At 43.2% G+C, this 24,677-nt stretch carries 24 protein-coding genes, 1 tRNA gene and 1 rRNA gene; 5 read left to right on the forward strand and 21 right to left on the reverse strand.

Going from position 1 to position 24,677, the window contains the following annotated elements:
- From BLR82_RS19750 to spoIIE, 14 genes are all read right to left on the reverse strand, one after another.
- Positions 1-258, reverse strand: a 16S ribosomal RNA gene (locus BLR82_RS19750); the annotation flags it as partial.
- A 405-nt stretch (positions 259-663) separates the two neighbouring features.
- Positions 664-2,148: a lysine--tRNA ligase gene (gene lysS / locus BLR82_RS19755; RefSeq protein WP_074601157.1), complete on the reverse strand. Its 1,485-nt coding sequence runs from the start codon at positions 2,146-2,148 to the stop codon at positions 664-666.
- Between the two features lie 346 nt (positions 2,149-2,494).
- Positions 2,495-2,743 carry a helix-turn-helix domain-containing protein gene (locus BLR82_RS19760; RefSeq protein ID WP_074601158.1) on the reverse strand — a complete coding sequence of 83 codons (249 nt, stop codon included), beginning with the start codon at positions 2,741-2,743 and terminating at the stop codon, positions 2,495-2,497.
- Entirely contained in the window at positions 2,713-3,228 is a 516-nt protein-coding gene (folK, locus tag BLR82_RS19765; protein ID WP_425440916.1) for a 2-amino-4-hydroxy-6-hydroxymethyldihydropteridine diphosphokinase, read from the reverse strand. Before folK ends, BLR82_RS19760 begins: the two co-directional genes overlap by 31 nt.
- Entirely contained in the window at positions 3,225-3,587 is a 363-nt protein-coding gene (folB, locus tag BLR82_RS19770; protein WP_074601160.1) for a dihydroneopterin aldolase, read from the reverse strand. Before folB ends, folK begins: the two co-directional genes overlap by 4 nt.
- Positions 3,580-4,419, reverse strand: coding sequence for a dihydropteroate synthase (gene folP / locus BLR82_RS19775; RefSeq protein ID WP_074601161.1), 840 nt, complete (start codon positions 4,417-4,419; stop codon positions 3,580-3,582). The genes folB and folP overlap by 8 nt, the downstream gene beginning before the upstream one ends.
- 139 nt (positions 4,420-4,558) lie before the next feature.
- On the reverse strand, positions 4,559-5,488 hold the full coding sequence (cysK, locus tag BLR82_RS19780) for a cysteine synthase A (RefSeq protein ID WP_074601162.1): 930 nt from the start codon (positions 5,486-5,488) through the stop codon (positions 4,559-4,561).
- A 310-nt stretch (positions 5,489-5,798) separates the two neighbouring features.
- Entirely contained in the window at positions 5,799-6,674 is an 876-nt protein-coding gene (hslO, locus tag BLR82_RS19785; protein ID WP_074601163.1) for an Hsp33 family molecular chaperone HslO, read from the reverse strand.
- 423 nt (positions 6,675-7,097) lie between these two features.
- On the reverse strand, positions 7,098-9,071 hold the full coding sequence (gene ftsH, locus BLR82_RS19790; RefSeq protein WP_074601164.1) for an ATP-dependent zinc metalloprotease FtsH: 1,974 nt from the start codon (positions 9,069-9,071) through the stop codon (positions 7,098-7,100).
- Positions 9,072-9,196: 125 nt separating this feature from the next.
- On the reverse strand, positions 9,197-9,739 hold the full coding sequence (gene hpt / locus BLR82_RS19795; RefSeq protein WP_074601165.1) for a hypoxanthine phosphoribosyltransferase: 543 nt from the start codon (positions 9,737-9,739) through the stop codon (positions 9,197-9,199).
- A gap of 11 nt (positions 9,740-9,750) precedes the next feature.
- Positions 9,751-11,142 (reverse strand): tRNA lysidine(34) synthetase TilS, encoded by a 1,392-nt coding sequence (tilS, locus tag BLR82_RS19800; protein ID WP_074601166.1) that lies wholly within the window; start codon positions 11,140-11,142, stop codon positions 9,751-9,753.
- A gap of 127 nt (positions 11,143-11,269) precedes the next feature.
- Positions 11,270-12,223: a protein kinase domain-containing protein gene (locus tag BLR82_RS19805; RefSeq protein WP_074601167.1), complete on the reverse strand. Its 954-nt coding sequence runs from the start codon at positions 12,221-12,223 to the stop codon at positions 11,270-11,272.
- Entirely contained in the window at positions 12,192-12,926 is a 735-nt protein-coding gene (locus BLR82_RS19810; RefSeq protein ID WP_074601168.1) for a VWA domain-containing protein, read from the reverse strand. The genes BLR82_RS19805 and BLR82_RS19810 overlap by 32 nt, the downstream gene beginning before the upstream one ends.
- Before the next feature lie 133 nt (positions 12,927-13,059).
- Positions 13,060-15,504: a stage II sporulation protein E gene (spoIIE, locus tag BLR82_RS19815; protein WP_074601169.1), complete on the reverse strand. Its 2,445-nt coding sequence runs from the start codon at positions 15,502-15,504 to the stop codon at positions 13,060-13,062.
- 414 nt (positions 15,505-15,918) lie between these two features.
- Here spoIIE and BLR82_RS19820 point away from each other — a divergent pair, with 414 nt between their 5' ends.
- Both BLR82_RS19820 and BLR82_RS19825 read left to right on the forward strand, forming a co-directional pair.
- Positions 15,919-16,359, forward strand: coding sequence for a MarR family winged helix-turn-helix transcriptional regulator (locus BLR82_RS19820; RefSeq protein ID WP_074601170.1), 441 nt, complete (start codon positions 15,919-15,921; stop codon positions 16,357-16,359).
- A 2-nt stretch (positions 16,360-16,361) separates the two neighbouring features.
- Positions 16,362-17,882, forward strand: coding sequence for a DHA2 family efflux MFS transporter permease subunit (locus BLR82_RS19825; protein ID WP_083334962.1), 1,521 nt, complete (start codon positions 16,362-16,364; stop codon positions 17,880-17,882).
- Positions 17,883-18,302: 420 nt separating this feature from the next.
- Here BLR82_RS19825 and BLR82_RS19830 read toward each other — a convergent pair whose 3' ends face one another.
- Positions 18,303-18,881 (reverse strand): histidine phosphatase family protein, encoded by a 579-nt coding sequence (locus BLR82_RS19830; protein ID WP_074601172.1) that lies wholly within the window; start codon positions 18,879-18,881, stop codon positions 18,303-18,305.
- 158 nt (positions 18,882-19,039) lie between these two features.
- On the opposite strand from BLR82_RS19830, the gene BLR82_RS19835 reads away from it, so the two are divergent.
- A tRNA-Met gene (locus BLR82_RS19835) sits at positions 19,040-19,113 on the forward strand.
- A gap of 280 nt (positions 19,114-19,393) precedes the next feature.
- Here the strand turns inward: BLR82_RS19835 and BLR82_RS19840 are convergent.
- From BLR82_RS19840 to yabP, 4 genes are all read right to left on the reverse strand, one after another.
- Positions 19,394-19,798, reverse strand: a complete 405-nt coding sequence (locus BLR82_RS19840) for a S1 domain-containing RNA-binding protein (protein ID WP_074601173.1) — start codon at positions 19,796-19,798, stop codon at positions 19,394-19,396.
- Between the two features lie 72 nt (positions 19,799-19,870).
- Positions 19,871-20,251, reverse strand: coding sequence for an FtsB family cell division protein (locus BLR82_RS19845; protein WP_074601174.1), 381 nt, complete (start codon positions 20,249-20,251; stop codon positions 19,871-19,873).
- Positions 20,252-20,259: 8 nt separating this feature from the next.
- Positions 20,260-20,859, reverse strand: a complete 600-nt coding sequence (yabQ, locus tag BLR82_RS19850) for a spore cortex biosynthesis protein YabQ (protein WP_074601175.1) — start codon at positions 20,857-20,859, stop codon at positions 20,260-20,262.
- A complete protein-coding gene (yabP, locus tag BLR82_RS19855; protein ID WP_074601176.1) occupies positions 20,856-21,158 on the reverse strand; it encodes a sporulation protein YabP in 303 nt (100 codons plus the stop codon). The genes yabQ and yabP overlap by 4 nt, the downstream gene beginning before the upstream one ends.
- 285 nt (positions 21,159-21,443) lie before the next feature.
- On the opposite strand from yabP, the gene BLR82_RS19860 reads away from it, so the two are divergent.
- Complete coding sequence (locus BLR82_RS19860; protein WP_074601177.1) at positions 21,444-21,998, forward strand: DUF4871 domain-containing protein; 555 nt, start codon at positions 21,444-21,446, stop codon at positions 21,996-21,998.
- 376 nt (positions 21,999-22,374) lie between these two features.
- Here BLR82_RS19860 and rsgA read toward each other — a convergent pair whose 3' ends face one another.
- A complete protein-coding gene (gene rsgA, locus BLR82_RS19865) occupies positions 22,375-23,421 on the reverse strand; it encodes a ribosome small subunit-dependent GTPase A (RefSeq protein WP_139187018.1) in 1,047 nt (348 codons plus the stop codon).
- 272 nt (positions 23,422-23,693) lie between these two features.
- On the opposite strand from rsgA, the gene BLR82_RS19870 reads away from it, so the two are divergent.
- On the forward strand, positions 23,694-24,353 hold the full coding sequence (locus BLR82_RS19870) for a type 1 glutamine amidotransferase domain-containing protein (protein WP_074601178.1): 660 nt from the start codon (positions 23,694-23,696) through the stop codon (positions 24,351-24,353).
- Between the two features lie 51 nt (positions 24,354-24,404).
- On the opposite strand, the gene BLR82_RS19875 is transcribed toward BLR82_RS19870, so the two are convergent.
- Complete coding sequence (locus BLR82_RS19875; protein ID WP_074601179.1) at positions 24,405-24,662, reverse strand: RNA-binding S4 domain-containing protein; 258 nt, start codon at positions 24,660-24,662, stop codon at positions 24,405-24,407.
- Positions 24,663-24,677: the final 15 nt, after the last annotated feature.

Here is a 24,677-nt window from a genome sequence, read left to right on the forward strand (position 1 = left end):
CGGGCCCATCTGTAAGTGACAGCCAAAAGGCCGCCTTTCAACCTTCCTCCATGCGGAGGAAGGTATTACCCGGTATTAGCCCCGGTTTCCCGGAGTTATCCCGATCTTACAGGCAGGTTGCCCACGTGTTACTCACCCGTCCGCCGCTCGTTCCACAGGCTTCACCCCGAAGGGATCCGCCTGCTTCCCGCGCTCGACTTGCATGTATTAGGCACGCCGCCAGCGTTCGTCCTGAGCCAAGATCAAACTCTCCATAAAAGTTGAGCTTGCTTGCTCGTTCAAAAAACTAGCTTGTATATCTTGCTTGACATACTGGTTGTTTTGTTCAGTTTTCAAAGATCAAATTATATCTGCGTCATATGCAGCTTAAACATTATATCACTTTAACTCTCGCAAGTCAAGGTCTTTTTATAATGCCCGGTTGACTTCGTTGCTGTTCAATCAAAACGGCAACTTATATAGTTTAACAACTCTCACGAAAAAAGTCAACAACTATCTTTTTGTCTTTTGGGTAAACAAGTTAGCGAATAACGCAACGTTTAATAATTTACCATGATTGTTCGCGTTAATCAAGGGGAGAATACAAGGAATTTAATGGAAACACCTCAATGGATAAACAAGTATAGAAAAGGCAGGCTGCCACAGACAACCTGCCTTTTGGAACTACTCTCTATTTCTCATTTGAGGGAACAAGAGAACGTCACGGATAGATGGCGCGTTTGTAAGCAGCATAACCAGCCGATCGATGCCGATTCCCAATCCACCTGTTGGAGGCATGCCATATTCCAGTGCTTCTAAGAAATCCTCGTCCATTTCGTGCGCTTCATCATTACCTTGTTCTTTTTCCTTTACTTGAGCTTCAAATCGTTCTCTTTGATCTATTGGATCATTGAGCTCAGAAAAAGCATTTGCGTGTTCCCGACCTACAATAAATAACTCAAATCGATCGGTGAAACGGTCGTCCTCAGGGTTTTTCTTTGCAAGCGGAGAGATTTCTACCGGGTGACCATAGACAAAGGTAGGTTGGATTAACTTCTCTTCCACCCTTTGCTCGAAGAACTCGTTGACAATGTGTCCAAAAGTCATGGTGTCCTTAATATCGATCCCATGCTCTTTTGCTAGCGACCTAGCTTCTTCATCGCTCATTTTCTTCCAGAAGTCCACTCCTGTATATTCCTTAACAGCATCCACCATATGGAGTCTTGTCCACTCAGGCTCCAGATTCACGTCATTATCTCCATATTTTACGGTTGTAGATCCTAATACTTCTTTTGCTATATGCGCTACCATGTTTTCAACCAACGACATCACATCATGGAAATCAGCATATGCCTCGTATAACTCCAGCATCGTAAACTCTGGATTATGTCTGGTTGAAACACCCTCATTTCGGAACACTCTTCCGATTTCATATACTTTTTCCATGCCGCCGACAATTAGCCGTTTCAGATGCAGCTCTATTGCGATTCTCATATATAAGGGAATATCCAAAGCGTTATGGTGCGTGATAAACGGACGTGCGGAAGCTCCGCCGGCTATGCCATGCATCATTGGTGTTTCTACCTCTAAAAAGCCATTACTGTCCAGGTATCTGCGCATAGATTGAATGATTTTACTACGAGTAAGGAAGGTTTCCTTGCTTTCCGGATTGGTAATAAGGTCTAAGTAACGTTGACGATAACGTTGTTCCACATCTTTTAACCCATGAAATTTATCTGGAAGAGGACGCAGAGACTTGGTCAACATTTGGAACTCACTTGCTTTAACAGATAACTCTCCCACTTTGGTTTTAAAAACAGTACCTGTTACGCCGATAATATCGCCGATATCAGCAGTCGTGAATAACTCATATGCTTCCTCGCCAACTTTATCTTTCCTGATGTACAGCTGGATCTGGCCGCTGAGATCCTGAATGTGAGTAAAACCAGCTTTTCCTTTCCCTCGCTTTGTCATAATCCGCCCGGCGATGGTGGCTTCTGCTTCTTTCTCCTCCAGTTCTTCTTTGGAAAAGCCATCATACGCTTGTTTAATTTCCTCAGCAAGGTGGGTCCGTTCAAACTTAGTACCAAATGGATCCAGTCCCTGTTCTTGTAAATGCTGCAATTTTTCCCTGCGTACCTGCAGCTGGTCATTCAACTCTTCTGTCATTGGTCTCACTCCATTTATTTTTTATCCTCTATTTCTCATTCATAACCCGGCTGTCTTACTGCCATACAGTAGAAGCCAACATTCTTTTGTATTTTAACGATAATGAAAAAACTGCCAGCAAAGCACTGGCAGCATTTTTACTTTATTTTCAGTATAGAAAAGGTGCTGCAAAGTGTCAACGTTGGAACACTTTTACGAAATTTTTATTTTTCCTGCTGGATTACGCGCGTGGAGTCAGTCCCAGCAGTAACATTACAGCATTGTCTGCTGTTTGTTTTAATGGCTGGAAAGTCCCCCAGTCGGCGTGGTCTTCCCCATTAGTTGCTTTTTTTAGCGACTCACCCTGTTAAACATGGATATCTTCTTTTGGATTTTGGTACTTATGTTTATCCCGTTCAGGTGCCAGCTCCTCAGCCGAGACACCCAGCACATTCGTGATTTGGTGAAGTAATTCATCATTCAGTCTGCGGGTTCCCCGCTCTACTTCCCCTATAACGGATACTGAAATACCAAGCTCTCGGGCAAACTGAACCTGTGTATATCCTTTCAATTTTCGATAAGCCTTTACCCTTCTTCCCCATTCTTTCCCAGCCATCGCGTAACTCCCTTTTTCTCTGTTGTCGGCAGCCCATCAAGAATCGCTGAAACACTTTTGTTTTGCGTAGGAATAATTGCGTCGGGATTTACATCCTGCAAAGGTATAAGTACAAAAGCTCGTTCGTGCATTCTTGGATGAGGTACAGATAATTGGTCTGTTTTAATATTTTCTTGATTAAAAAGCAAAATGTCAAGGTCTAATGTGCGTGGTCCCCATCGCACTTCCCTTTTTCTTCCCTTGTCCGCTTCGATAAACTGGCAATACTCCAATAATTCAATGGCAGAAATGTTTGTATCGATCTCCACCACCATATTCAAAAAATTATCCTGATTTTTGTAGCCTACTGGTAAAGTCTCATAAATGAACGACTTATTCGTCACCAAAATCCGCTCATGTTCTTCTAATGCTTGAATGGCTTCAGTCAAATAGTTTTCCCTTGGCGGGATGTTGGAACCCAAACCCACATACGCCGTATTCATCACGAGCGCTCCCGGTAAATTTCGATTGCTACCGAATCATAATGACCCGGAATAGGCGGGTCGGGTTTTATGACTTTCACCTTGCAGGCTTGTAATCGGGGGAATTTTCTAAGCAGCGCTTCAGCAATTTTTTCGCCGACACTTTCTATCAGTTGTTTTGCTTCTCCTTCGACAACTGCTTTGGTCACTTGATAAATCTGCCCGTAATCAATGGACTCTTCCATATTATCTGTTTGGCCGGCTGCCTTTAAATCGATTTCCAGTGTTAAATCGACGTAAAAACGTTGCCCTAATTTTCTTTCCTCCGGAAAAAGGCCGTGATAGCCATAAAACTCCATCTTATTCAAAAATATCTTATCCATTCCCATTGTCTCCTTTCCCCATCATAGCATCCATCATTTTCGTCATATCTTTTATCATTTTGACATTATGAACTCGGACAATATTTGCAGCCCCTTTACTAACGCCGTAGCAAACAGTGGCTCCCGTTCCTGCATCCCTTTCCGACGCAGGGACATCCAGTACTTTACCAATCATTGATTTACGAGATGTCCCCAACAGCAATGGAAATCCTAACTCTTTGAATTGGTCGAGGTGACGCAAAACCACTAAATTGTCATCCGGCGTTTTGGCAAATCCGATACCCGGATCGAGAATTATATTTTCTTTTTTCACTCCCGCTTCCAAGGCAACAGTAATGCTTTCCTGCAAGTCCTTTTTCATATCCTCGATTAAATCGCTGTAATCCCTTGTTTCACGATTATGCATGAGAATAATCGGTACATCGTAAGCAGCGGCGACCTTCGCCATTTCGGGATCCCTTTTGGCCCCCCAAATATCATTTAGTATCGAAGCCCCCGCTTTCAAAGCTTGTTTTGCGGTCTCTGCTTTGTACGTATCGATAGAAATCGGAATGGTAACTGCTTCTTTTACAGCTTGAATAATCGGTATCACTCGTTCAATTTCGTTCTGAACAGATACAGGGGTATATCCAGGCCTGGTCGACTCCCCGCCAATATCGATGATATCCGCTCCCTCTTTTTCCATTAAAACTGCTTGTTTCACAGCAGCGGAAACTTCATTGTACTTTCCCCCATCGGAAAAAGAATCAGGCGTTACATTCAAAATCCCCATTACTACTGTTTGCTCGCTCAAGTTATATCGCTTTACTTTGGTATTTAATATAAAAGACATAAGTATTCCTTCTTTCTCACGGACTGACAGTATCTACCTCTATTCTACCTTAAATGAGGAAATTCTTCATGCTGTAAAGAGCAGTGTCAACAATATAAAAGCACCTCCGCATTAACCTACGGAGGTGCTCCCAGCTTGTTTATTCGTTTTCTTCAAATTGATAAAGCGGTGTAGAAAGATATCTTTCCCCGTTACTAGGGATAACCGCAAGAACTTTTTTCCCTTTTCCAAGTTCTTTAGCAACCTTTTTTGCCGCAAAGATAGCTGCTCCAGAGGAAACCCCGCCAAGCAAACCGTCCTTTTTAGCAGCTTCCCTTGCAGTAGCGTATGCGTCATCGTTGCTAACCTGGATAACTTCATCGTATACATCCGTATCCAAGACCTCGGGAACAAACCCTGCACCGATTCCTTGTATTTTATGCGGACCAGGCTTTCCGCCAGAAAGTACCGGGGAAGCTTCTGGCTCGACCGCATAAATCTTAATGTCTTGATATTTTTCCCTTAGTACTTTCCCAGCGCCGGTAATCGTACCGCCTGTTCCTATACCTGAAATAAAGGCATCTAGCTGATCACCCATTTGCTGGACAATCTCTTTTCCGGTAGTACGAGCGTGAACGGCGGGATTTGCCACATTATTAAATTGTTGCGGCATGAAGTAACCGTTCGCTTCTTGAAGTTCTTCTGCCTTTTTAATAGCACCTTTCATTCCCTCTGCGCCAGGAGTAAGCACTAATTCCGCTCCATAAGCACGCAAAAGGTTACGCCGCTCCATACTCATCGTATCCGGCATTACCAGGACGGCCTTGTAGCCTTTGATTGCAGCGACGAGCGCCAACCCAATTCCCGTATTGCCGCTCGTAGGCTCAATAATTGTATTTCCCTCTTTTAAATGGCCTTCTTCCTCTGCCGCTTCTATCATCGCAAGGGCAATTCTGTCCTTAACAGAGCTTCCGGGATTCATGAATTCCAGTTTGGCATATATTTCTGCGCTCTCTTCATCTGCTGTCCGATTCAATTTTACAATCGGGGTATTGCCGATTAATTCTGCTATCGATTGCGCTACCTTCATTCTTTACCACTCCCAATTCCCACTGTATTTGTTGGATTTATACTCAATGTAATGAATCCACTGGTAAAAGTCAACTAATTCGCCATCTATAGACAGATAATTAACACTATTCACGTTAGGCAAGTCTTATACCAGTCTTCCATAAAAGCACCTAGGAAACCGGACAGGATCTTTTCTCCCTGTTATCTGCAGGAGCAATCCTGCATGGATAGCTGAAATATACTTTCTGAACGGCTCTTGTCATGCCTGCCAGTAACGAACCACTATAAAAAAAGAAGGAGCAGACTTTCCTGCCCCTCCCTTTTCCTCGTTAATCTTCTGCTTTTAATGCCTCTAGATCCTCTGCTGAAAAGTGGTACTGTTCGTTACAGAAGTGGCACGTAGCTTCTGCCCCGCCGTCTTCCTTGATCATTTGATTGATTTCTTCCTCACCTAAGCTTTTGAGCGCGTTCTCTACTCTTTCTTTTGAACATTCACATTTAAACTGGACTGGCAGACTTTCATGAATTTTAAGGTTCTCTGCCCCAATTAATTTCTCTAAAATTTCTTCCGGTGTATTTCCATCCCTGACAAGACTGGAAATAGGCGGGATACTATTGATTCGTTGTTCTAACTGATCGATTGTGCCGTCATCAGCTCCCGGCATTACTTGAAGGATAAATCCCCCGGAAGCAAGGATGGTATGGTCCGGGTTAACTAAAACACCCGCTCCTACAGCGGATGGGATTTGCTCGGAATTTACAAAGTAATAAGTAAAATCTTCACTCACTTCTCCAGAAATAATCGGAACCTGGCCTGTGAAGTGCTCCTTCAGTCCAAGGTCTTTGACTACACTCAAGCTTCCTTGCGTTCCGACAGCTCTCGCCACATCCAGTTTTCCTTTTTCATTCAAATCGAAATCGACATGGGGATTGGTAATGTATCCTCGGACTTCTCCTTGTCCATTTCCATCAGCAATAATCGGGCCAACGGGGCCGTCGCCTTCGAGTTTGACTGTCAGTTTATCATTTCCTTTCATCATCGCTCCCATCATCGAGGTAACGGTAATGGTTCTCCCCAACGCCGCAGAAGCTGTCGCCCATGTATCATGGCGCCTTCTTGCCTCTTCAACTGTTTCCGTGGATTGAATCGCATAGGCCCTCACTGTCCCGTTAAAAGCTGTTGCTTTGATTAAATAGTCACCCATCTTGCATCATTCTCCTTTAAAGCTTAAATTATTTGCGTTCGGTTAATAAATCAAATGAAATAAAGGTCCTTATGGATTGGTTGAAATCGTCAGCCACCACTGACTCCGTTCGCAGACGGAACTAGACCTCGTACTCATTCACCAGGCGACTGGCCGTAAGTGGGGCCAGTCGCCTGTCTGTTATATTTTTATTATACCGTCGATAAGTAAGTTTTCATTATCATTAAAACCAGTACGTTATTTGTATTCCCCACATTTAAAACAAAAATCAAAATCCTGCAGAGAACTTCATGTACCCTATTTACTATAATCCATTTTGCGGACATATACACATCATTTGATTCATGTGCAGAATCAACTAAGCCTTTTACATTTTATATAGAAAAACGCCCTCTTTGTCTCACTGCAAAGAGGGCGTAATTATTATTCGTTATTTTTATTTTGATCAGAAGCATCGTCTTCATCATGAGAAGCCTCATCTTCTGATTTTGTTTGGATATTCACTTTCATATCCTTCGTTTCGGAATTATCTCCCTGATCTTGTACATTTCCATCTTGCTCAGAAACAACTTTATCAGGCATTTTTCCATCCTCAAACAACGACTTTATCTCGCTCGCATCAAGTGTTTCCACTTCCAGCAAGGTTTTAGCTACCAATTCAAGCTTGGATTTATTTTCGGTAAGAATCTCTTTTGCCCGTGCATAGCACTGGTTGATGAAATTCTGTACTTCCTGGTCGATTTCATAAGCGATTGCATCACTGTAAGTTGGTTCGTTCTGCATATCTCTTCCCAGGAACACCTGTCCGCCCGAGCTGCCGAATTGCAGCGGTCCAATTTTATCGCTCATGCCATACTCGGTAACCATCTTACGGGCTATACTAGTGGCACGCTGAAAGTCATTATGAGCTCCGGTACTGACCTCGCCGAAGATAATTTCTTCCGAAACCCGTCCACCAAGCAGTCCGGTGATTTTGTCCAACAATTCCGGTTTGGTCATGAAGTAACGATCTTCCCTCGGCAGCATGACCGCATATCCACCAGCTTGGCCGCGTGGTACGATTGTTACTTTATGGACCATGTCAGCATCATCGAGTACCATTCCAATAATCGTATGACCACTCTCATGGTAGGCAACAATGTTTCGTTCCTTCTCGGAAATAACTCTGCTCTTCTTGGCAGGTCCTGCAATAACACGGTCAATCGCTTCATCTACGGAAAGCATATCAATTTTCTGTTTGTCGCTTCTCGCGGCCACAAGCGCAGCCTCGTTAAGCAGATTCTCCAAATCGGCACCGGAAAATCCAGGTGTCCGCATGGCAATGGTTTTAAGGTCAACAGAATCATCCAGCGGTTTGTTTCTGGCATGAACCTTAAGTACTTCTTCTCTGCCTTTAAGATCCGGTCGGTCAACAGTGATTTGCCGGTCAAACCGTCCTGGCCGCAATAGGGCTGGGTCAAGAATGTCCGGTCGGTTTGTCGCGGCGATTATAATAATACCTTCGTTTTCACCGAAACCATCCATTTCGACAAGTAGTTGGTTCAATGTTTGTTCCCGTTCATCGTGACCGCCACCGACACCAGCTCCACGCTGTCTGCCGACTGCATCTATTTCATCAATAAAAATAATACACGGTGCATTCTTTTTGGCGTTCTCAAACAAATCACGAACACGGGAAGCACCGACACCTACGAACATTTCCACAAAGTCGGAACCACTGATGGAAAAGAAAGGAACTCCAGCTTCTCCAGCAACAGCCTGCGCAAGCAAGGTTTTACCTGTACCTGGAGGGCCGACTAATAGAACCCCTTTTGGAATTCTTGCCCCAATATTGGCAAACTTGCGTGGGTCTTTTAAGAAGTCCACAACCTCTACCAATTCTTGCTTCTCTTCATCAGCTCCGGCAACATCTTTAAATCTGACCTTCTTCTTCTCTTCGCTATACAGTTTGGCTTTGCTTTTACCGAAGTTCATAACTCGGCTTCCGCCGCCCTGTGCCTGATTTAACAGGAAGAAGAATAAGATAAATATAATAACAAACGGAATCATCGTGGTAAGGAATGTTACCCATCCGCTTGGTTGTTCCTCTTCTTCAACATTCAGTATGCCCTGGTCGGTTGCTGTGTCAGTAATACTGGCAACGATGTCAGGGTTATCTGGAACATTAGTGATGAATGTTTCGTTTTCTTCGCCGGTTAATTCTCCAGTTATACGATAAACACCATTAGATGGCTGCATGGTCATATCTGAAATTTCACCATTATTCAATGCCTGCATAAACTCGTTTACATTATATTCAGTTTCTTGATTGTTTTGTCCATTAAATACTCCGACAATTCCAATTACCACCAGGAATATCAGGAAATAAAAAATGACATTACGAAAAATTCGGTTCATTGCCTACCTCCTCCCAAGCGAGAAAACTATAGTAAATAGTACCATATGAAAAAGGACCAATACAACTAATTACCCTTTTAAGATATGTCAATATTTTGACAGTCATACCTGCCAATCCAACAAGATTATTCTCCGCCATAAATCTTTGGCTTTAATACTCCTACATAAGGCAGGTTGCGATACTTCTCCTTGTAATCCAATCCATAGCCTACCACAAATTCATTCGGCACATGGAATCCGACAACATCCGCCTTGATATCAACCTTCCTGCCTTCAGGTTTGTCCAACAATGTAACAATTTTAATGGAATTAGCCTTCCGGTATTTGAACAAATCAACCAGGTAGCTGAGCGTCAATCCACTGTCGATGATATCCTCAATGATCAGTAAATCTCTTCCCTCTACCTTTGTGTCTAAATCCTTGACGATTTTCACTTCCCCGGATGACCTGGTTTCCCCACCGTAACTGGAAACATCCATGAAGTCCATCTCCAAGTGGGTATCCATTGCTCGGAGTATATCTGACATAAACGGCATTGCGCCCTTTAAAACACCGACTGCCAATGGAAACTTCCCTTCATATTCTTTTGTTAAACGTGCCCCTAATTCCTGACATTTTTGCTTGATTTCTTCTTCAGAAATTAGAACTTTCTCGATATCGTTATTCATTCCTGATCCTCCTAGATGTTACTGTTCTTGTCGTAATGCAATCGTAGAAATTTGCCGTCATGGCCACCGGATTGAAAATCCGCTCTTCTTAATCCGGCCAGCCATAATATATTGCCTTTTCCATCTTCGACTATCGGCCAACCCTCTCTTAAACCAATCGGTATTTTCTCATCAATAAGGATATCTTTGATCTTTTTTGTTCCTTTCATTCCTTTAACCGTCATTTTATCACCAGGTTTTCGAGAACGGATGGACAACGGCCAGTTTATTCCGGCTAAATCATATGTAATAGCAAAGCGGGAATCTTCCAAGGGTTCACAGACAACTGAAGCAGACAGGATGGATCCGTCAGGCAGTTCGACACTGCCAGGGCCTTGCAAAACTATGTAATAGCTGCCGCCGAATTCGGCCGCAAAAGAAAACGTGATTGATTGGTATTCCTTGATGATCTTCAATCCTAATGGCAAATCTACCGATGCGTTTGCTTTACTGCTTGAAATCAGGCTGAAGAATCGATCTTCATGGGCATATGAAAGGTCAGGTGAAGTCGAATCATATAGATAACTCAATATTAGATGAAAGGCCCGTCTTTGTAAAGCAATGGGGAACTTGGCAAAGCTTTCTATCTGAAATGCTGCCTGCTTATTGTCGTCAGTAAACTCTGCATGGGGAAGAACCAGTTTTTCGGCCTGCTCCGTCAAATAAGTTTCATCGCTCCTTGCAGCATCACTCAACCTGCGAATAGTGTGTAAAAAGTTTGGATTTTTTGCCTTAAGAAGCGGGAGGACGTGTAATCGAAAATAATTCCTTGTATAATTGTCCTCGTCATTAGAAGGATCCCTTCTCGGCACAATCCCATACTTCTTGCAATAGTCCTCGATTTCCTCCCTGGATGAGCTCATAAATGGACGTACGATCATTCCGCCGGCAAAAGGTCTTTTACATGGAATCCCCTGCAATGCCGAAATATTTGCCCCTCGGGTCAAACCCATCAGAACAGACTCTGCCTGGTCATCGGCATGATGGCCTAATGCAAGATATCCAGCCCCGAACTTTTCCATCTGTTCAGCAAAAAACTGATACCGCAGATTCCTTGCTGAAAGCTGTGTGCCTGTACCTTCCTGCCTCTTATACGCCGGCACATCCAAAAAGGTTTCAACGATTTCGATATTCCACAAACTACATATTCTTTTTACATACTCGACATCCTGTTTTGATTCCTCACCTCTTAATCCGTGATCAACAGTCAATGCGATTGGCCGAAGGTTCCATTCATCCTTCATTGAAGCTAAAATGTGAAGCAACGCAAGGGAATCCGGTCCGCCTGAAACACCTATCAGCACAGTAGCCCCGCCGTGAAGCAGCTTCTCTCTTTTAATAAAGTCTTTAACTTTTGTTTCCATATTCCCCACTCCATCACCGGCTAACCTTTAATTTTGGTGCCATTAACCGGTCGCTTCCGCTTTTGTTCATCCAAACCACTTTAATCCTATCACTTCCGTTTTTCTACTGCAAAAGTGGCGGTATAGGTTAGATTAACAAAATATGAAAAAAGTAAAACAAACCAGCAGCTATTAAAATACCGATACTTTCTAACAGCGAATGATCCCGATTGGTTGTTGCCGCTTTTCTGGCAGCTGTCCTTGTCGGTTTCGAGACAGTTTGCGGCCGGTACATAAGCAAGGATGCAATCTCTTGTTTCATTTGGCTGCTGGAGGTATAAGAGCCTTTAAGCGCTTTTTTCAGCGGAGTATGAAATTTTTTCAATTGCCTGGTTGAGCCTAGTTTATTTATTAAAGTTTTTTCGGGATGACTACCTTTGTCAAATCTCCCTGGATGATAAACGTGTAGCATCACCATGGCTAAAGCAAACAAATCATAAGAGGGTTCTGCCTTTCGGCTGCCCATGTTCCAATAACCCCGATCATAAAACTCGGTATATTCCTTGATCGATCTACCGACTTGTGTCGTTCCGCCTACATCGATCCACCTGACTCTCGGTGGAGAAGATGCAACCAGCAGGTTCTCTGTCTTTAAATCGCCGAACACCCACCCAGACCGGTGCAATTGCTCTAAGTCTCCTAACAGCTGAATCATGAAAGTGCCAAGCCATTCATCTCCATGTGAACGGATGAAGCTGCTTAGCCCCTGACCATTTACATATTCCATTACATAAAAAGAGTATCTGGTACCGGAGGGATGGAGCCAATCATCGACATCCAACAAAGAAGGTCCAAGGCTGCCGTTTCCCTGGACCTTTTTTAAGGTTTTCAACACATTCACTTCGGTTGTAATGGAAGAACCACTGGAACTTATTTTTAATGCAGCCCGATTTCCTTGATGATCGCAAAGGTAAACGGTGCCTACCGCTCCGTTTCCCAGCTTTTTGACAATTTTATATTGGTTTTTATGCCACTTTCCAGAGATAATCGTTCCTGGAAGGAGATAGTGCTCACGCTTCTTCGACGTCGGATCGATTTTCATTTCTAAAGCTCCTTAGCAAGCTCTTCTTGCCAAACTGATACATCGCCTCTTTCAAAGCAGGCCCTGTCGGTGTGATTCCACCACTAGTAAGCTTAGGGAAAACAGAGGAAATAGAATCAAGGCGCGGTGACCAATCCAAAACTTTGTTTATCGCAGCCTTTTTGCCAGGAAAAGCATAGATTGAGAATCGATTCCTGCCAATCCTTGCATTCAAGCTGACTGATAAATCGAATAACGCTTCCTGGACCGTCGGAAGCTTGTCGGTCATGCTTGCACTCGTATCCACCAGGACAAGCACCTCCAGGTCACATGTCTCGCCAAGGTCCTCGACAACCTCCATTACTTCCCCCCTTTGTTCCGGCGGCAAATCTTCCAAACTTTGATTGGGGCCAAGTATTTGTTTCAGCTCCTGATTAACTACTCCTTGAAGTGTCTGTGTCATGGCTTGCTTGGTAACGGCCTGTACTGTTTTTGACAATACTTGTTGGTAGACGATTTGGCTGACACCTCCACCGGAAAGTGCGATATCCTCCACTTCTTGCAGTCCTCCGTCGTTTTCCGTCTGATTATCTTCCATTACGCCGATCACATTCACCGTGATACCTTGTTCATAAGCCAATGCCGCCACTGCCGACGGATTCTCACCTTTGTTAGAACACCCATCAGTGATCAGCAAAATTTGCTTTAACGTTCCTTTTTTCATAGACTATTCCTCCTCGAATATCCATCCTACTAGTATATGTTTGGTACTGATGTGGGCCGGGTTCATTGCATTCATTATCACCATTTTCGACGTTGCGGAGGAATTTTATACCTGTGAGAAAGAAGTAAACCGCTCACGCATGCTGCCGATAAGCAGGAAATGCCGCCCATTTTGGCTTATTGATATCGACCTTTGTCACTAAAACCGTCATATCATCCTCTATAACACCAGCACGGTTGCGAACTACCTCCTCCAACAACAAATCAGCAATTTCCTGCGGGTTATCCGTCTCCATTTCTTTAATTTTTCTTTTTAGCCAAACATCCACGTTTTCCACATGCTTTGGCCCTTCAAATATCCCGTCACTCATCATGATCAAAACATCACCTGGCTTTAATTGTTCCGTGACTACCTCTACATCAAATTCGCGAATGATGCCTATCGGCAGATTACTCGCTTCGATTTTGTGCATTGTATGACCTCGTTTTATAAAGCTGGGGGTCGACCCGATTTTTAAAAACCGTACCGCTGCATCATGCAAATCAATGACTGCCAAATCCAATGTGGAGAATATTTCTTCGCTCGTCCGAAGTGAAAGAATAGAATTAATGGATTTAATTGCAATTTGTTCTTGTATTCCAGATTGCAGTATCTGTTGAAGCAAGCGCAGTGTTTCGGTACTTTCTTCATGGGCCCGTTCCCCATTCCCCATACCGTCGCTAATCGCCATCGCATACTTCCCCGCTCCTAGTTCAATTGTGGAGTAACTGTCCCCTGAGACTAATCCCCCACCTTTGGCAGCATGAGCCACGCCTGTTTCCACTGCATACTTTCTGGCAGATCCGAACGCCAGGAAGCATTCTCCATTAGGAAAGGGGGAAATGTCTTCTTCCTTGACCACCACAGTCTCCTGTAGGATATCAGACAGCATTGGAGCAATCAGCTTTGGTCCCTCGCCGTGATATTGTGTGAAAGTAAGATGCATTTCGATATCGATGTTGCCTTTCTCCACGCTGAAAATGTCTAGTTTTTCAATTTCCATACCTATTTGTTTAAGAGATGCGGCTATCTCCATTTCCTGCTGTTCATGGTTCTCCCGCTCTTTCATGATTTCCTTGGCAAAGTCGTCCATTACCTCCGATACACCCAACAGTTGATCGGCCACAAACCGTCTGCTTTCGCTCACTTGTTTTTTTAGTTTTTGGTTTGCCTCATAAAAGGAAAGTTCATGACGCATCGTCTCTATTACTTTTTGCGATTTGACACAGTGATCTTCCAGGTTTCGTTGCAGTATTTTATTAGGCCCACCACCTGCCTCCATATCATTTTTCACTTCCGTTAGCAGCCCATAAGTTTTATCAAAGTTTGCCGCCCAGCAGCGATCCTTTTTAAAACAGGATTGGCAGGTCTTTTCCGTAACGTTGCTCAAAAAATAGTCTGTTTCTTTCAAGTACTCTTCTTCTGGAGGCGTCTGCTGCTGTTGGACAAAACTTCGCGACAGCGCCTGAAAAACATTGGAAAATTGCTCCACTCGATTGGCCGTAACATCACGTACTTTTTGCATATACTGCTCTTGTTCTTTCGAATGTTCCATTGTTCCGGGTATGTAGCGGGAAAGTCTTTTCACCCAACTTTGCGGCGTACAGATAAACAGAAGCACGGCGATGAACGTCTCCAACAAGGAAGGAAGCAGCGCCTCGACCCCCTTTCCATAGATGCCGATAAGCAATGTACCGACAATCAATCCAATACTGACGCCTACCTTTTTCCCATCCTTCAGCAGTCCTCCAAGCAGACCCGAAAAGGCAAGCAAGCTCATCTGGTAAAGACTCGCAACGTTGGCCAGGCTTAAAATCAACCCTGCAACCACCCCCACTGTTGAACCGATTGCAGCACCTCCGACAAATGCAAGCAACAGCACCAAGTAACGGGAAGTTATTTGTTCGATGGACGCCCCTTGAATTTCCCAACCGATGGTACCGGTCAAAATCGAAGCGAGTAAAATGATCATGCAGACAATTTCTTCATTTTTTAAAGCAGGTTTGTACCTTTTTGGTGATAACAAAGGCACACTTTGCATAAATATAAGGACAAGGACAGCGGTAAGGATCCCTTCCACCACGGCCAGCATCCATTCATAAGCAGTCAGTTGGTCTAACAAGGAAAAGCTGAATACCCGGGGCATCATACTGGATACAAACACTAGCAGCGGCAGCAGCTTTTGTTGATGCTTGATGTTTTTAAATACTGCTGCGGTGAAAATGAACATTGCCATTGCCGTGAGGGTGAATAATCCATGCTGCCATTCTAAACTGAACGCTCCAGCCAGGACTGCCAGCATGACAGGAAAGGACTTGTCCTTTCTGACAAACCACACGGAAGCAAGGAAAGAAAGGGCAAAGGGCGACATAGTAGATAACACAATAGCTCGTCCTAGCAAGAAACCGACAAACAAAAGCAGCCATCCTTTTTCCAATAGCAATAATTTCGTCTTATCTCCCATCTTACGCTTTGCGTTTTCCAAAGCCTTCTTATATGATATTGGCTTCGTTTGCTGTCTTTCAGCCGTCTCCATCATTAAACACCACTCCTTCGTGTTGTTTATTTAAACACATCTCGTTTCTTTTTTTTGTCAAAACAACGGGTCAAATACAAAAAAGTCTTCGACGCTATTCAAGTGATGGGAGCGATTTTCAACATAAAACCAAAACAAGCTCTCACCGTGCTGTCGATTTATCCGTCTGGTAGTTGACGAGATGGAAACTGATTTTCCTGCACGGCAGGGATGGACAAGCACATACACAAGGGAAAAACATTTTTCACCACTTTGTAAACGCCGTCGGGTAGGCGTTTACTTTTGTTTTTGCTATTTTTCTCTTGCTTTTTTCTTCAAAAGGACTATAATAGTTCTCGTGCTAATTGTTCGTATGTGAACTAATTATATGGATAGCCATGCACCCTAACCAAGGAACAGCGTAAAGGAGAGGTTGTTTTGCAAGATAATAAAAAAATAGAAAGCATCATTACTTCTTTCCGGGAAGTCAGTAAAGCTTTCTATAAACAAATGTGGCACAATGCCAATGATTTAGGGGTTACCACTCTCCAGCTGCAGATTTTGAAGCTGTTAGAGAAACAGCCTGAACTAGGTCTTGTCGAAATAGCAAATAAATTGAACAACAGCAAAAGCACGATCAGCGGCACTGTCGAACGATTGGTGAAAGCTGGTTACGTGGAACGGACCCGATCAGAAGAAGATCGCCGCGCCATTGTTTTGACGCTTACCGATGCAGGTGCAAAAAAGAAAAAGGAAGCTTACAAGAGCTATCTTGAAAGGATGCAAGGTCTAAAAGAAATAAACGACCAGGACGTCCAAAAACTCGTCGAGCTGCACAGCCTTATTTTAAATAATATTTCAGATAACGGAGATGAATGAAAGTGAAAGATAGAACAGCTTTTATTGAAGCATCACAGGTTGCGAAAGGTCCAATTATCTTTATTATGGTGCTTGGAGCATTCGTGGCTATTCTTAACCAGACATTAATGAACATTGCCCTGCCTGTCATGATGGTAGACTTGGATATTACGGAGAATACAGCCCAATGGTTAACTACTGTGTTCATGCTGGTCAATGGTATTCTTATTCCAATTACGGCTTTTTTAATGGAGAAATTCAGTACCCGTAAATTATTCCTGACAGCAATGAGTTTGTTTGCGCTGGGTACCTTGATTTGTGGTATATCACCTAGTTTCTTTTTAATTTTGATTGGACGTGTCGTCCAGGCGGCAGGCGCCGGTATTATGATGCCGCTTCTGACAAATGTCATTCTGAGCCTGTTCCCGTTAGAAAAACGTGGAAGTGCCATGGGTCTTATCGGTCTGGCGATGATGTTTGCGCCGGCGATTGGTCCAACGCTATCAGGCTGGATTGTGCAAAACTATTCTTGGCGGGTACTATTTTTTATCGTATTACCAATCGCAGTGATTGATGTAATTTTGGCTTTCTTCTTGTTACGTAATGTTACGAAGCTGAGCAATCCCAAAGTGGATATTTCCTCGATCATCCTGTCCACTTTCGCCTTTGGCGGTTTGTTATATGGCTTTAGTACAGCTGGAAATAACGGCTGGGGAGAAACAGAAGTGATTGCTTCCCTTGCAGTAGGCGGTGTGGCGATGATAATTTTCGTGGTCCGTCAGCTTCGGTTGTCGAATCCGATGCTTGAATTCCGGGTGTTTAAATATAACATGTTCACACTCACCACGATTATCAATGTGGTGGTGACCATGGCAATGTTCGCTTCCATGATTCTTGTTCCTTTATATTTACAAATTGTCCGCGGCTTTACACCGCTGGAATCGGGGCTTCTTTTGCTTCCGGGGGCGATTATCTCAGGGATTATGTCACCGATCACCGGGAAACTTTTTGATAAAATCGGAGCGCGCCCGCTAGCATTGGTCGGCTTGTCTATCACGGCAGTCATGACATTCTTTTTCACCGATTTGACTGATTCTACATCCTATATGCACATGATGATTATTTACAGTGCGCGGATGATTGGGATTTCCATGATCATGATGCCGATCATGACGGCAGGACTGAACCAGTTGCCAAGACGTTTTTACTCCCACGGAACGGCTATGGCGAACACGTTGCGGCAAGTCTCCGGAGCAATCGGTACAGCATTTCTTGTAACGGTTATGAGTAATCAGCGTACAGCCCACATGGGAGATTTCTTGCCAAACGATGCGGCGAACCAGCAAATGTACGCATTCCAACACGCTACAATCGAAGGGATTAATGATTCTTTCATGGTTGCAACAGTATTTGCTGTAGTCGGCTTCGCTTTGTCCTTTTTCTTAAAGCAAGTACGTCCGGCAGACGAAATGGAAGCAGAACAAAATAAGGAGTCAATCCAATCGGCCATCGCGGCTGATCAAGCTCCGGCTCCGCAAAAGTAAGAATCGGGCTCTCACAAAAGCATAATGACCAAAAAAAAACCGAACCAATCGTTCGGTTTTTTTTGATTAAGCAAATTCGTCAAAATGAGGCTGCCACTGTATTTTGGAAGTATTTTTAGCGCCTTTCAGCCAATAAAAGTAAATGGTTATAGTCATCCTGGCGTTGTAATCAGAACACAAAAACATAGCGAAGGCAAGATACAGAGACTCCAACGGGAACAGGACAAACTGAAAATCCCGCAAGAAAGCGGTTGGTGCTTTTTGAGGAAGTTGAAGCCGTGCCAGTGGAACGTGTATTATGTCCTCGCGATACAATCCAATCATCAAAACAATAGGATAACAGGGAGACAAAGCAAAAAACGAACGAGCTCGTATAGCATTTAGTGTCCCTGCTTCTTATTAGAAAGGAAAAGGAAGCCGTTATTTACGTGTGTACTTGGAGAGATGGTCTATTTGATTATAATTGTGTACCTTCCACCCTTCTTTCAATAACTCAATATTACTAATGCACGCATTGATCAATTTGGTTTTCCCAGTACCGATTTCTCCATTCGAGATCGTGGATAAAATTACATTGATCACTCCACCGTGTGCTACCAGCAATAATTCTTCTTCGAAATACTTTTTAGAGACTTCTTCGACTCCCTGCATGACCCGTTCCCGAAATGCATCAAAAGGCTCTTGCCCAGGATAGTTGCGGTGAGGATATCGCTTGTTCCGTTCTTCCATAGGCATTCCCTCTGCTTCTCCAAACGACCTTTCTTTGAAAGCATCCATGATTTCTATCGGTTTCTGCCAGTTTTCATTGATGATTTCTGCGGTCTTCTGCGCCCTGACCAAAGGGGTGGTTATAATCCTGTCCATGTGCATGTCCTTAAAATAATCTCTGCATTCCTTTGCCTGCTGGATCCCTGTTTCATTTAACGGGATATTTGTTTCTCCTTGTAGCCGCCCTTGTAAGTTCCAATCTGTCTCCCCGTGTCTTACTAAGCAAATCATCCATCGGTTCCCCCGTTCCCTTTATGTGCAACCCTTTTTTGTTCAATCATTCTTTTAATAACACATTTATCATTTTTTTATTGACAGTCTCGTAATGCTATTGTATTATATCACTTGTGCCTCAACAACAGAGGACAAATTGTTTTTTCTACTTTCATGGCGGTGTAGCTCAGCTGGCTAGAGCGTACGGTTCATACCCGTGAGGTCGGGGGTTCGATCCCCTCCGCCGCTATCAAGCAGAAAAGGTGGCCCTTGGGTCGCCTTTTTTTATGTATAATAAGGCAGCCGCCCGCGAAAAGCGAAGGGCATTTCCGCAGCGCCGTAGTCCTCCTTAATCTGTTTAAGGTGTTAAGAATCACACTCCGGTTTTGTCGCGACGACTAACAAGCAACAAGATATTAGACAAGAAACCTAATCATAATAAAAACGGATGCCATGCATATATGCATGGCATCCGTTTTTTATATTAGTAACAGAGTTCATTTAACAGCTCTCTCGATAGACAGCAAGTTTTATCTTTTTGCACCTCGACCTCCGCGTTTAGACTCGGTATTCTTTCTGATAGAAGCCAACCGGTCTTCTGAATCTTTCAAGAAACGGTTCATTTTGGATTCAAAATTTTCCGTGCGGTCGCGGTTATTATTACTTTTTTGATTATTTCTGCGGCGCCCGGCATTCGGATTATCTTTTGCTTTCTTGATCGACAATCCAATTTTGCCATCCTTCTCGACATTAATGACTTTAACCGTTACTTCATCTCCAACCGTCAAATGTTCATTAATATCTTTAACATAGTTATCGGCAACCTCACTAATATGAACCAAGCCGGTTGAACCACCAGGCAGTTCAACGAAAGCCCCAAAATTAGTGATCCCTGTTACCTTACCCTGCAACTTGCTGCCTACTTCGATTGACATAAAAAAAATGCTCCTCCTTAGAATTTTAAAAGTATCCTACTTATATATTATATATAAGCTGTAAAATGCGTGTCAATAAGATGGCTCCTCCTCCGGGAGTTCAAAAATAATTTCTCCTTTATTTGAGAAAAAGTAGTTCGTCCTGGCGATTTCCAACACGTAATCTTCATCTTGAAGTAACCGGATTTCCTCCTGGAGGTCTTTTTCATCTTCTTTAAGAGAAGTCATTTTCCTTTCGAGCTTCTGATACTGCTCCTGCTTTTCTGCATGTAAAGAGCGTTGTTTAACCTGATAGACAACCAATCCGCCTACAACGACAACTACCACGATAGAGAATAGCAGCAATCGGCGGAAAAGACGCTTCTTTTTTTTCTTTTGTCTTTCTACTTGAGCATCGTATTGCTTAATATAGGGAGAATCAATTTTTGCCACGGACTTTGCTCTTCTTGCCACTTACTCAGCTACCTCCTTTTTTTGTGCATAAACTGCCGCCAATTTCTTAACATATTCTTTATTCTACTATAAAATCCTGCAAGTTTGTGTAAGTATTTTTTTATTGTCTTCGGAAGCAGCATCCATATCAATTTTAAAAGGAGCCGGAAAGGAAACACACACACTTTCCCTATTACCGTTAGCAGCCATATTAAAACTGTCCCGATTCCGGTCAAGAGCATAAGCAGCAAGCGGAAAAGCCAAACAATAGGCTGGATGATCAACCCTTTGAATAAACGGGCGAAGAAGCGATAAAGCGCAATGATGAAGCGGATCAGTTTTTCCAGTAAGCGTCGGTACAGGTTTTCGAATAGTGCCTTGTAGGCTGCAAAGCCACACAAGAGCGCTAAAAAAATATAAAAACGTAATTCTCCCTGGTTTACTTTGTATAATAAATAAAATAGGATCAAGGTCTGGAGCAGCCAAAAACTGATTTCCATTCCATAAGAAAATAAAACACGATGTTTCCAGCTTCTTTCAAACCGGCGGAAGGTGTCGATAGCAGCACCGATGTACACTCCTCCCGCCATCATGAGTAAGATCGCTGCAAATTGAACAGATAGAGTCATTTGAACAGCTTGCTAAAGAAACCTTTAGCCTTCTCTCCATGGTGTTCGTCCAAATAAGAAAGCTCGAATATTTTCCCTTTGATTGATACATTCCCTTCTCCGACATCCAGGTTTTTCATCTGCAGGTTTTCTCCGCGGACGATCAAGTAGCCCATGACTGTCTGTAAAAGAAATTCTTCGTTGTCGAAGCTGTCGACTTCCTTGACACCCGATATTTCCAAATTCCTTCTATTATTCATTTTGATATGGTGTTCTGCCTGAGGAGCACGAACTGAAGGATCTTTTTCATAATAATTCATTGTACAGCCCTCCCTTTATCGTTATATGTGTATGAAGAGAGGGACAGGCATAGAACATGTTCAGACAAATTACCTTCTAATAAACAAATACCTGCTTACCGGGCTAAACTAGTCATTTAAAAAGAAGAACACTAACATTAGAATTAAAAAAAAGTGCCGAAAGGAGATGTTAGCATTGGAGACTATCGTTTATTATTATTGAATAAATGAAACGGGACCGTTGAAAAAGCAATAAGAAATGGCTTCTTAATGTGCTAGCCTTACTTATGGAAGGGTGTGTTCTGTTTGAAGAAGCGTAACCTGGTTTATGTTTTATCTCTGCTTCTGACAGTAGGACCGTTAGCCGCTTGTACTTCTAACCATAATGAGGCCCCGAATGATTGGAAAGTATCAAAGGAAGAAAGAGAAGTACAAGAAAGCACTAATGAGATTGAGAAGGCAATGGCTGAAGATAACTGGGACTTGTCTTCAACTTTCAACTATTCGGTTGAATATAAAAATGGGGAAGAAGGTTCTTATGAGATTGTGGGAAACAAAGACACGGTTGGCTTTACTGGACCATTTCCCATTATAGCTAAAGATGACCAGAAATATTTTTGGTTTTATTTCGGAAAAGAAAACATCTACAACAAACCAGTCGAAGTAAAGGCCATAAAAAAGGGGACTAAGAAGCCTGTTAATATCGTTTCTGGTCCAAGTACCTTTTTTGAAGATGCGGCGGTAAGCCCTGGGAGTGTGAATATGCCCTCCAATTTAACATTTCCATCGACGGGGGTATGGAAAATTCTCGTATATATTGACGGGCAACTTTATGAAAAAATCGTTGTAGAGGCTGTATAGAAAATGTCGCACTTCTCTGTTCTTTAACTTGTTTGGCACTTGGTATAACCAGGCCGTGGACCTCGATTGGTTGTGGGGCCTTTAGGCTAAGCTGTTTTAGCATATCCAATAGCAACAGTAATTGATGATTATTGCTAATAATTCACTTTAAAAATTAAGTACAAAAAAATCCGAACTGTCATTCGAATTTCACTTCTAAATTCGAAGCAGTTCGGATTTACAATTAATAAATGTCATTTTAATAATAATATAATCTAACATTGAATTGGAGACGGATTTATACTGACCTCTATTATTGTAGCTTAGTATTCATTTTCTAGTTTTAATACTTGCATGCATTCTGTTATAGAGTTTTTTACCTCCACGTAAATATTGCTTACCATGTCCCTTTTTTCAATTCTTCCACCTGCATTCTGGATGCACGGTGTGCTCCGTACTTTTCCTTCAAATCCAGGAATTTGGCTTCACGCTGTAATTTCACGTAACTCTTGTAGCGGTCATCCGAAAGCTCGCCAGATGCAATAGCGTTTTGAATCGCACATCCTGGTTCCTGCTCATGCCGACAGTCCCGAAATTTGCATTGTCCAGCCAGTCGTTCGACATCCTGGAAGGTTTCACCGGCGGCCTCTTCTCCGGACCAAAGCTGCAGCTCCCGCATACCAGGCGTATCGATAATCACGCCTCCTTCTGGAAGCAGGAATAGTTCCCGATGGGTCGTTGTATGACGCCCTTTCGCATCTTCTCCTCTAATCGCCTGGGTTTCCTGCACTTCCTGGCCCAGCAGCCGATTAATCAACGTTGATTTTCCGACACCGGATGAACCAAGCAGAGAAACAGTCTTCCCCTCATGAAGATATTCCTTTAAGGATGTCAAGCCTTCTTCATGCAACGCATCAATCGCAAGCACAGGCGCTCCAAATGCGATTTCTTCTACAGCCTGAACCTTTTCATCGATTTCCTTATCCTGGCACAAATCCTTTTTTGTCAGGACAAATACAGGGGAGGCGCCACTTTCATAAACTTGCATGAGATACCGTTCCATTCTTCGTAAATTGAAGTCCTGATTCAGCGCATTGACCAGGAAAACCGTATCGACATTTGCGGCCATCAACTGCTCTTCTTGTTTTGGTCCGGCAGCATGTCTTGATAACAGACTGCTCCTTTGCAGCACTTCATGGATAATTCCCTTGTCTTCTCCGTCGATCGCTTGGAATAATACCCAATCTCCGACACAAGGATAATCCCTTGTATGCTCTGCGAGGTGATGAAACCTGCCACTCAATTGTGCCCGAAGTTCACTGTTCTTGGTAAACAGTTTATAGATACCATTGGAAGCAGTGGCGATCCTGCCGACTTTCCCTTGCTTGTTGTTTTGCTGTCCTGCAAAAAATTCATTATACCCAAGTGCTTGTAAATTGTACAAATAATTTCCTCCTGTTATACGGAGGATTGCCTGCTAACCAGCAACATCCTCCTTGGTTGTTTGGCTGATTGTTTTGGTCATTTGGTTACATACCATGCTCATAAAACATCACGCTCCTTCTGTTAGTTGTTGATAGTCTACCACAAAAGGGGGGATAAAACCTCCGTCCCTGGCCCGAAAAATGGAGAGAGCAAATAATTTGGATGAAAAGGATTCCATCGTATAAGATAAACCTGTTTTAGAAAAAGTAAGTGTATTAGGAGGTTAGCTGGATGACGAAAAAGGTTCTAATGGTTGTAACGAATCACACAACGATCACGGATGATCATAAAACCGGGCTGTGGCTGGAGGAGTTCGCAGTCCCATACTTGGTATTTAAAGAAAAAGGATATGAAGTCAAAGTCACCAGTATATCTGGTGGAGAAGTGGCCCTGGATCCGAACAGCATTGATGAAAAAAGCCCTGATTGGGCGGAAGCTGAAGAGGCATTAAAGGATACCGTAAAACTCAGCAAAGAAGATGCTGAAGGTTTTGATGCAATTTTCCTTCCAGGCGGCCACGGCACGATGTTTGACTTTCCAAACAACGACACACTTTTGTATGTCTTACAGCAGTTTGCAGAACAAGGTAATATTATTGGATCTGTATGCCACGGCCCGGCCGGATTGGTGAATGCCACTTACAAAGATGGTACTCCGCTTGTTAAAGGAAAAAGGGTTTCCGCATTTACCGACGCTGAAGAAAAGGAAATGCAATTAGACCAGCACATGCCTTTCTTACTCGAGTCAAAACTTCGAGAAAATGGCGCACTATTTGAAGCAGCAGAAAACTGGTCAGATCACTCTGTGCGTGATGGTAATTTAGTGACAGGTCAAAACCCGCAATCAAGCAAAAGCACCGCCGAAAAGGTGGTTGAAGCATTGGAAGGCTAACTTCAATGCAAAAAAAACAGCAGCCCCGGTTATCCGGAGAGCTGCTGTTTTTTAATTTACTGCTTCCTCTTTTTTCACGGTGTACAGAGAAGCAGCTTCGTCTTTCCTTACGACTTCACGTAAGGAATCAATTTGAATGGTCAATAACTTCTGCCCGAATTGAATCGTCAATTCGTCTCCTACTGCTACATTCGAAGATGCTTTAGCCTGGTTGCCGTTAATCGTGATTCGTCCTTGATCAGCGACCTCCTTAGCTAATGTCCGGCGTTTAATCAACCTGGATATTTTAAGAAACTTATCTAATCGCATCTAGCTTCGTCACTT

Source organism: Sediminibacillus halophilus (assembly GCF_900103695.1).
Taxonomy (GTDB): Bacteria; Bacillota; Bacilli; order Bacillales; family Amphibacillaceae; genus Sediminibacillus; species Sediminibacillus halophilus.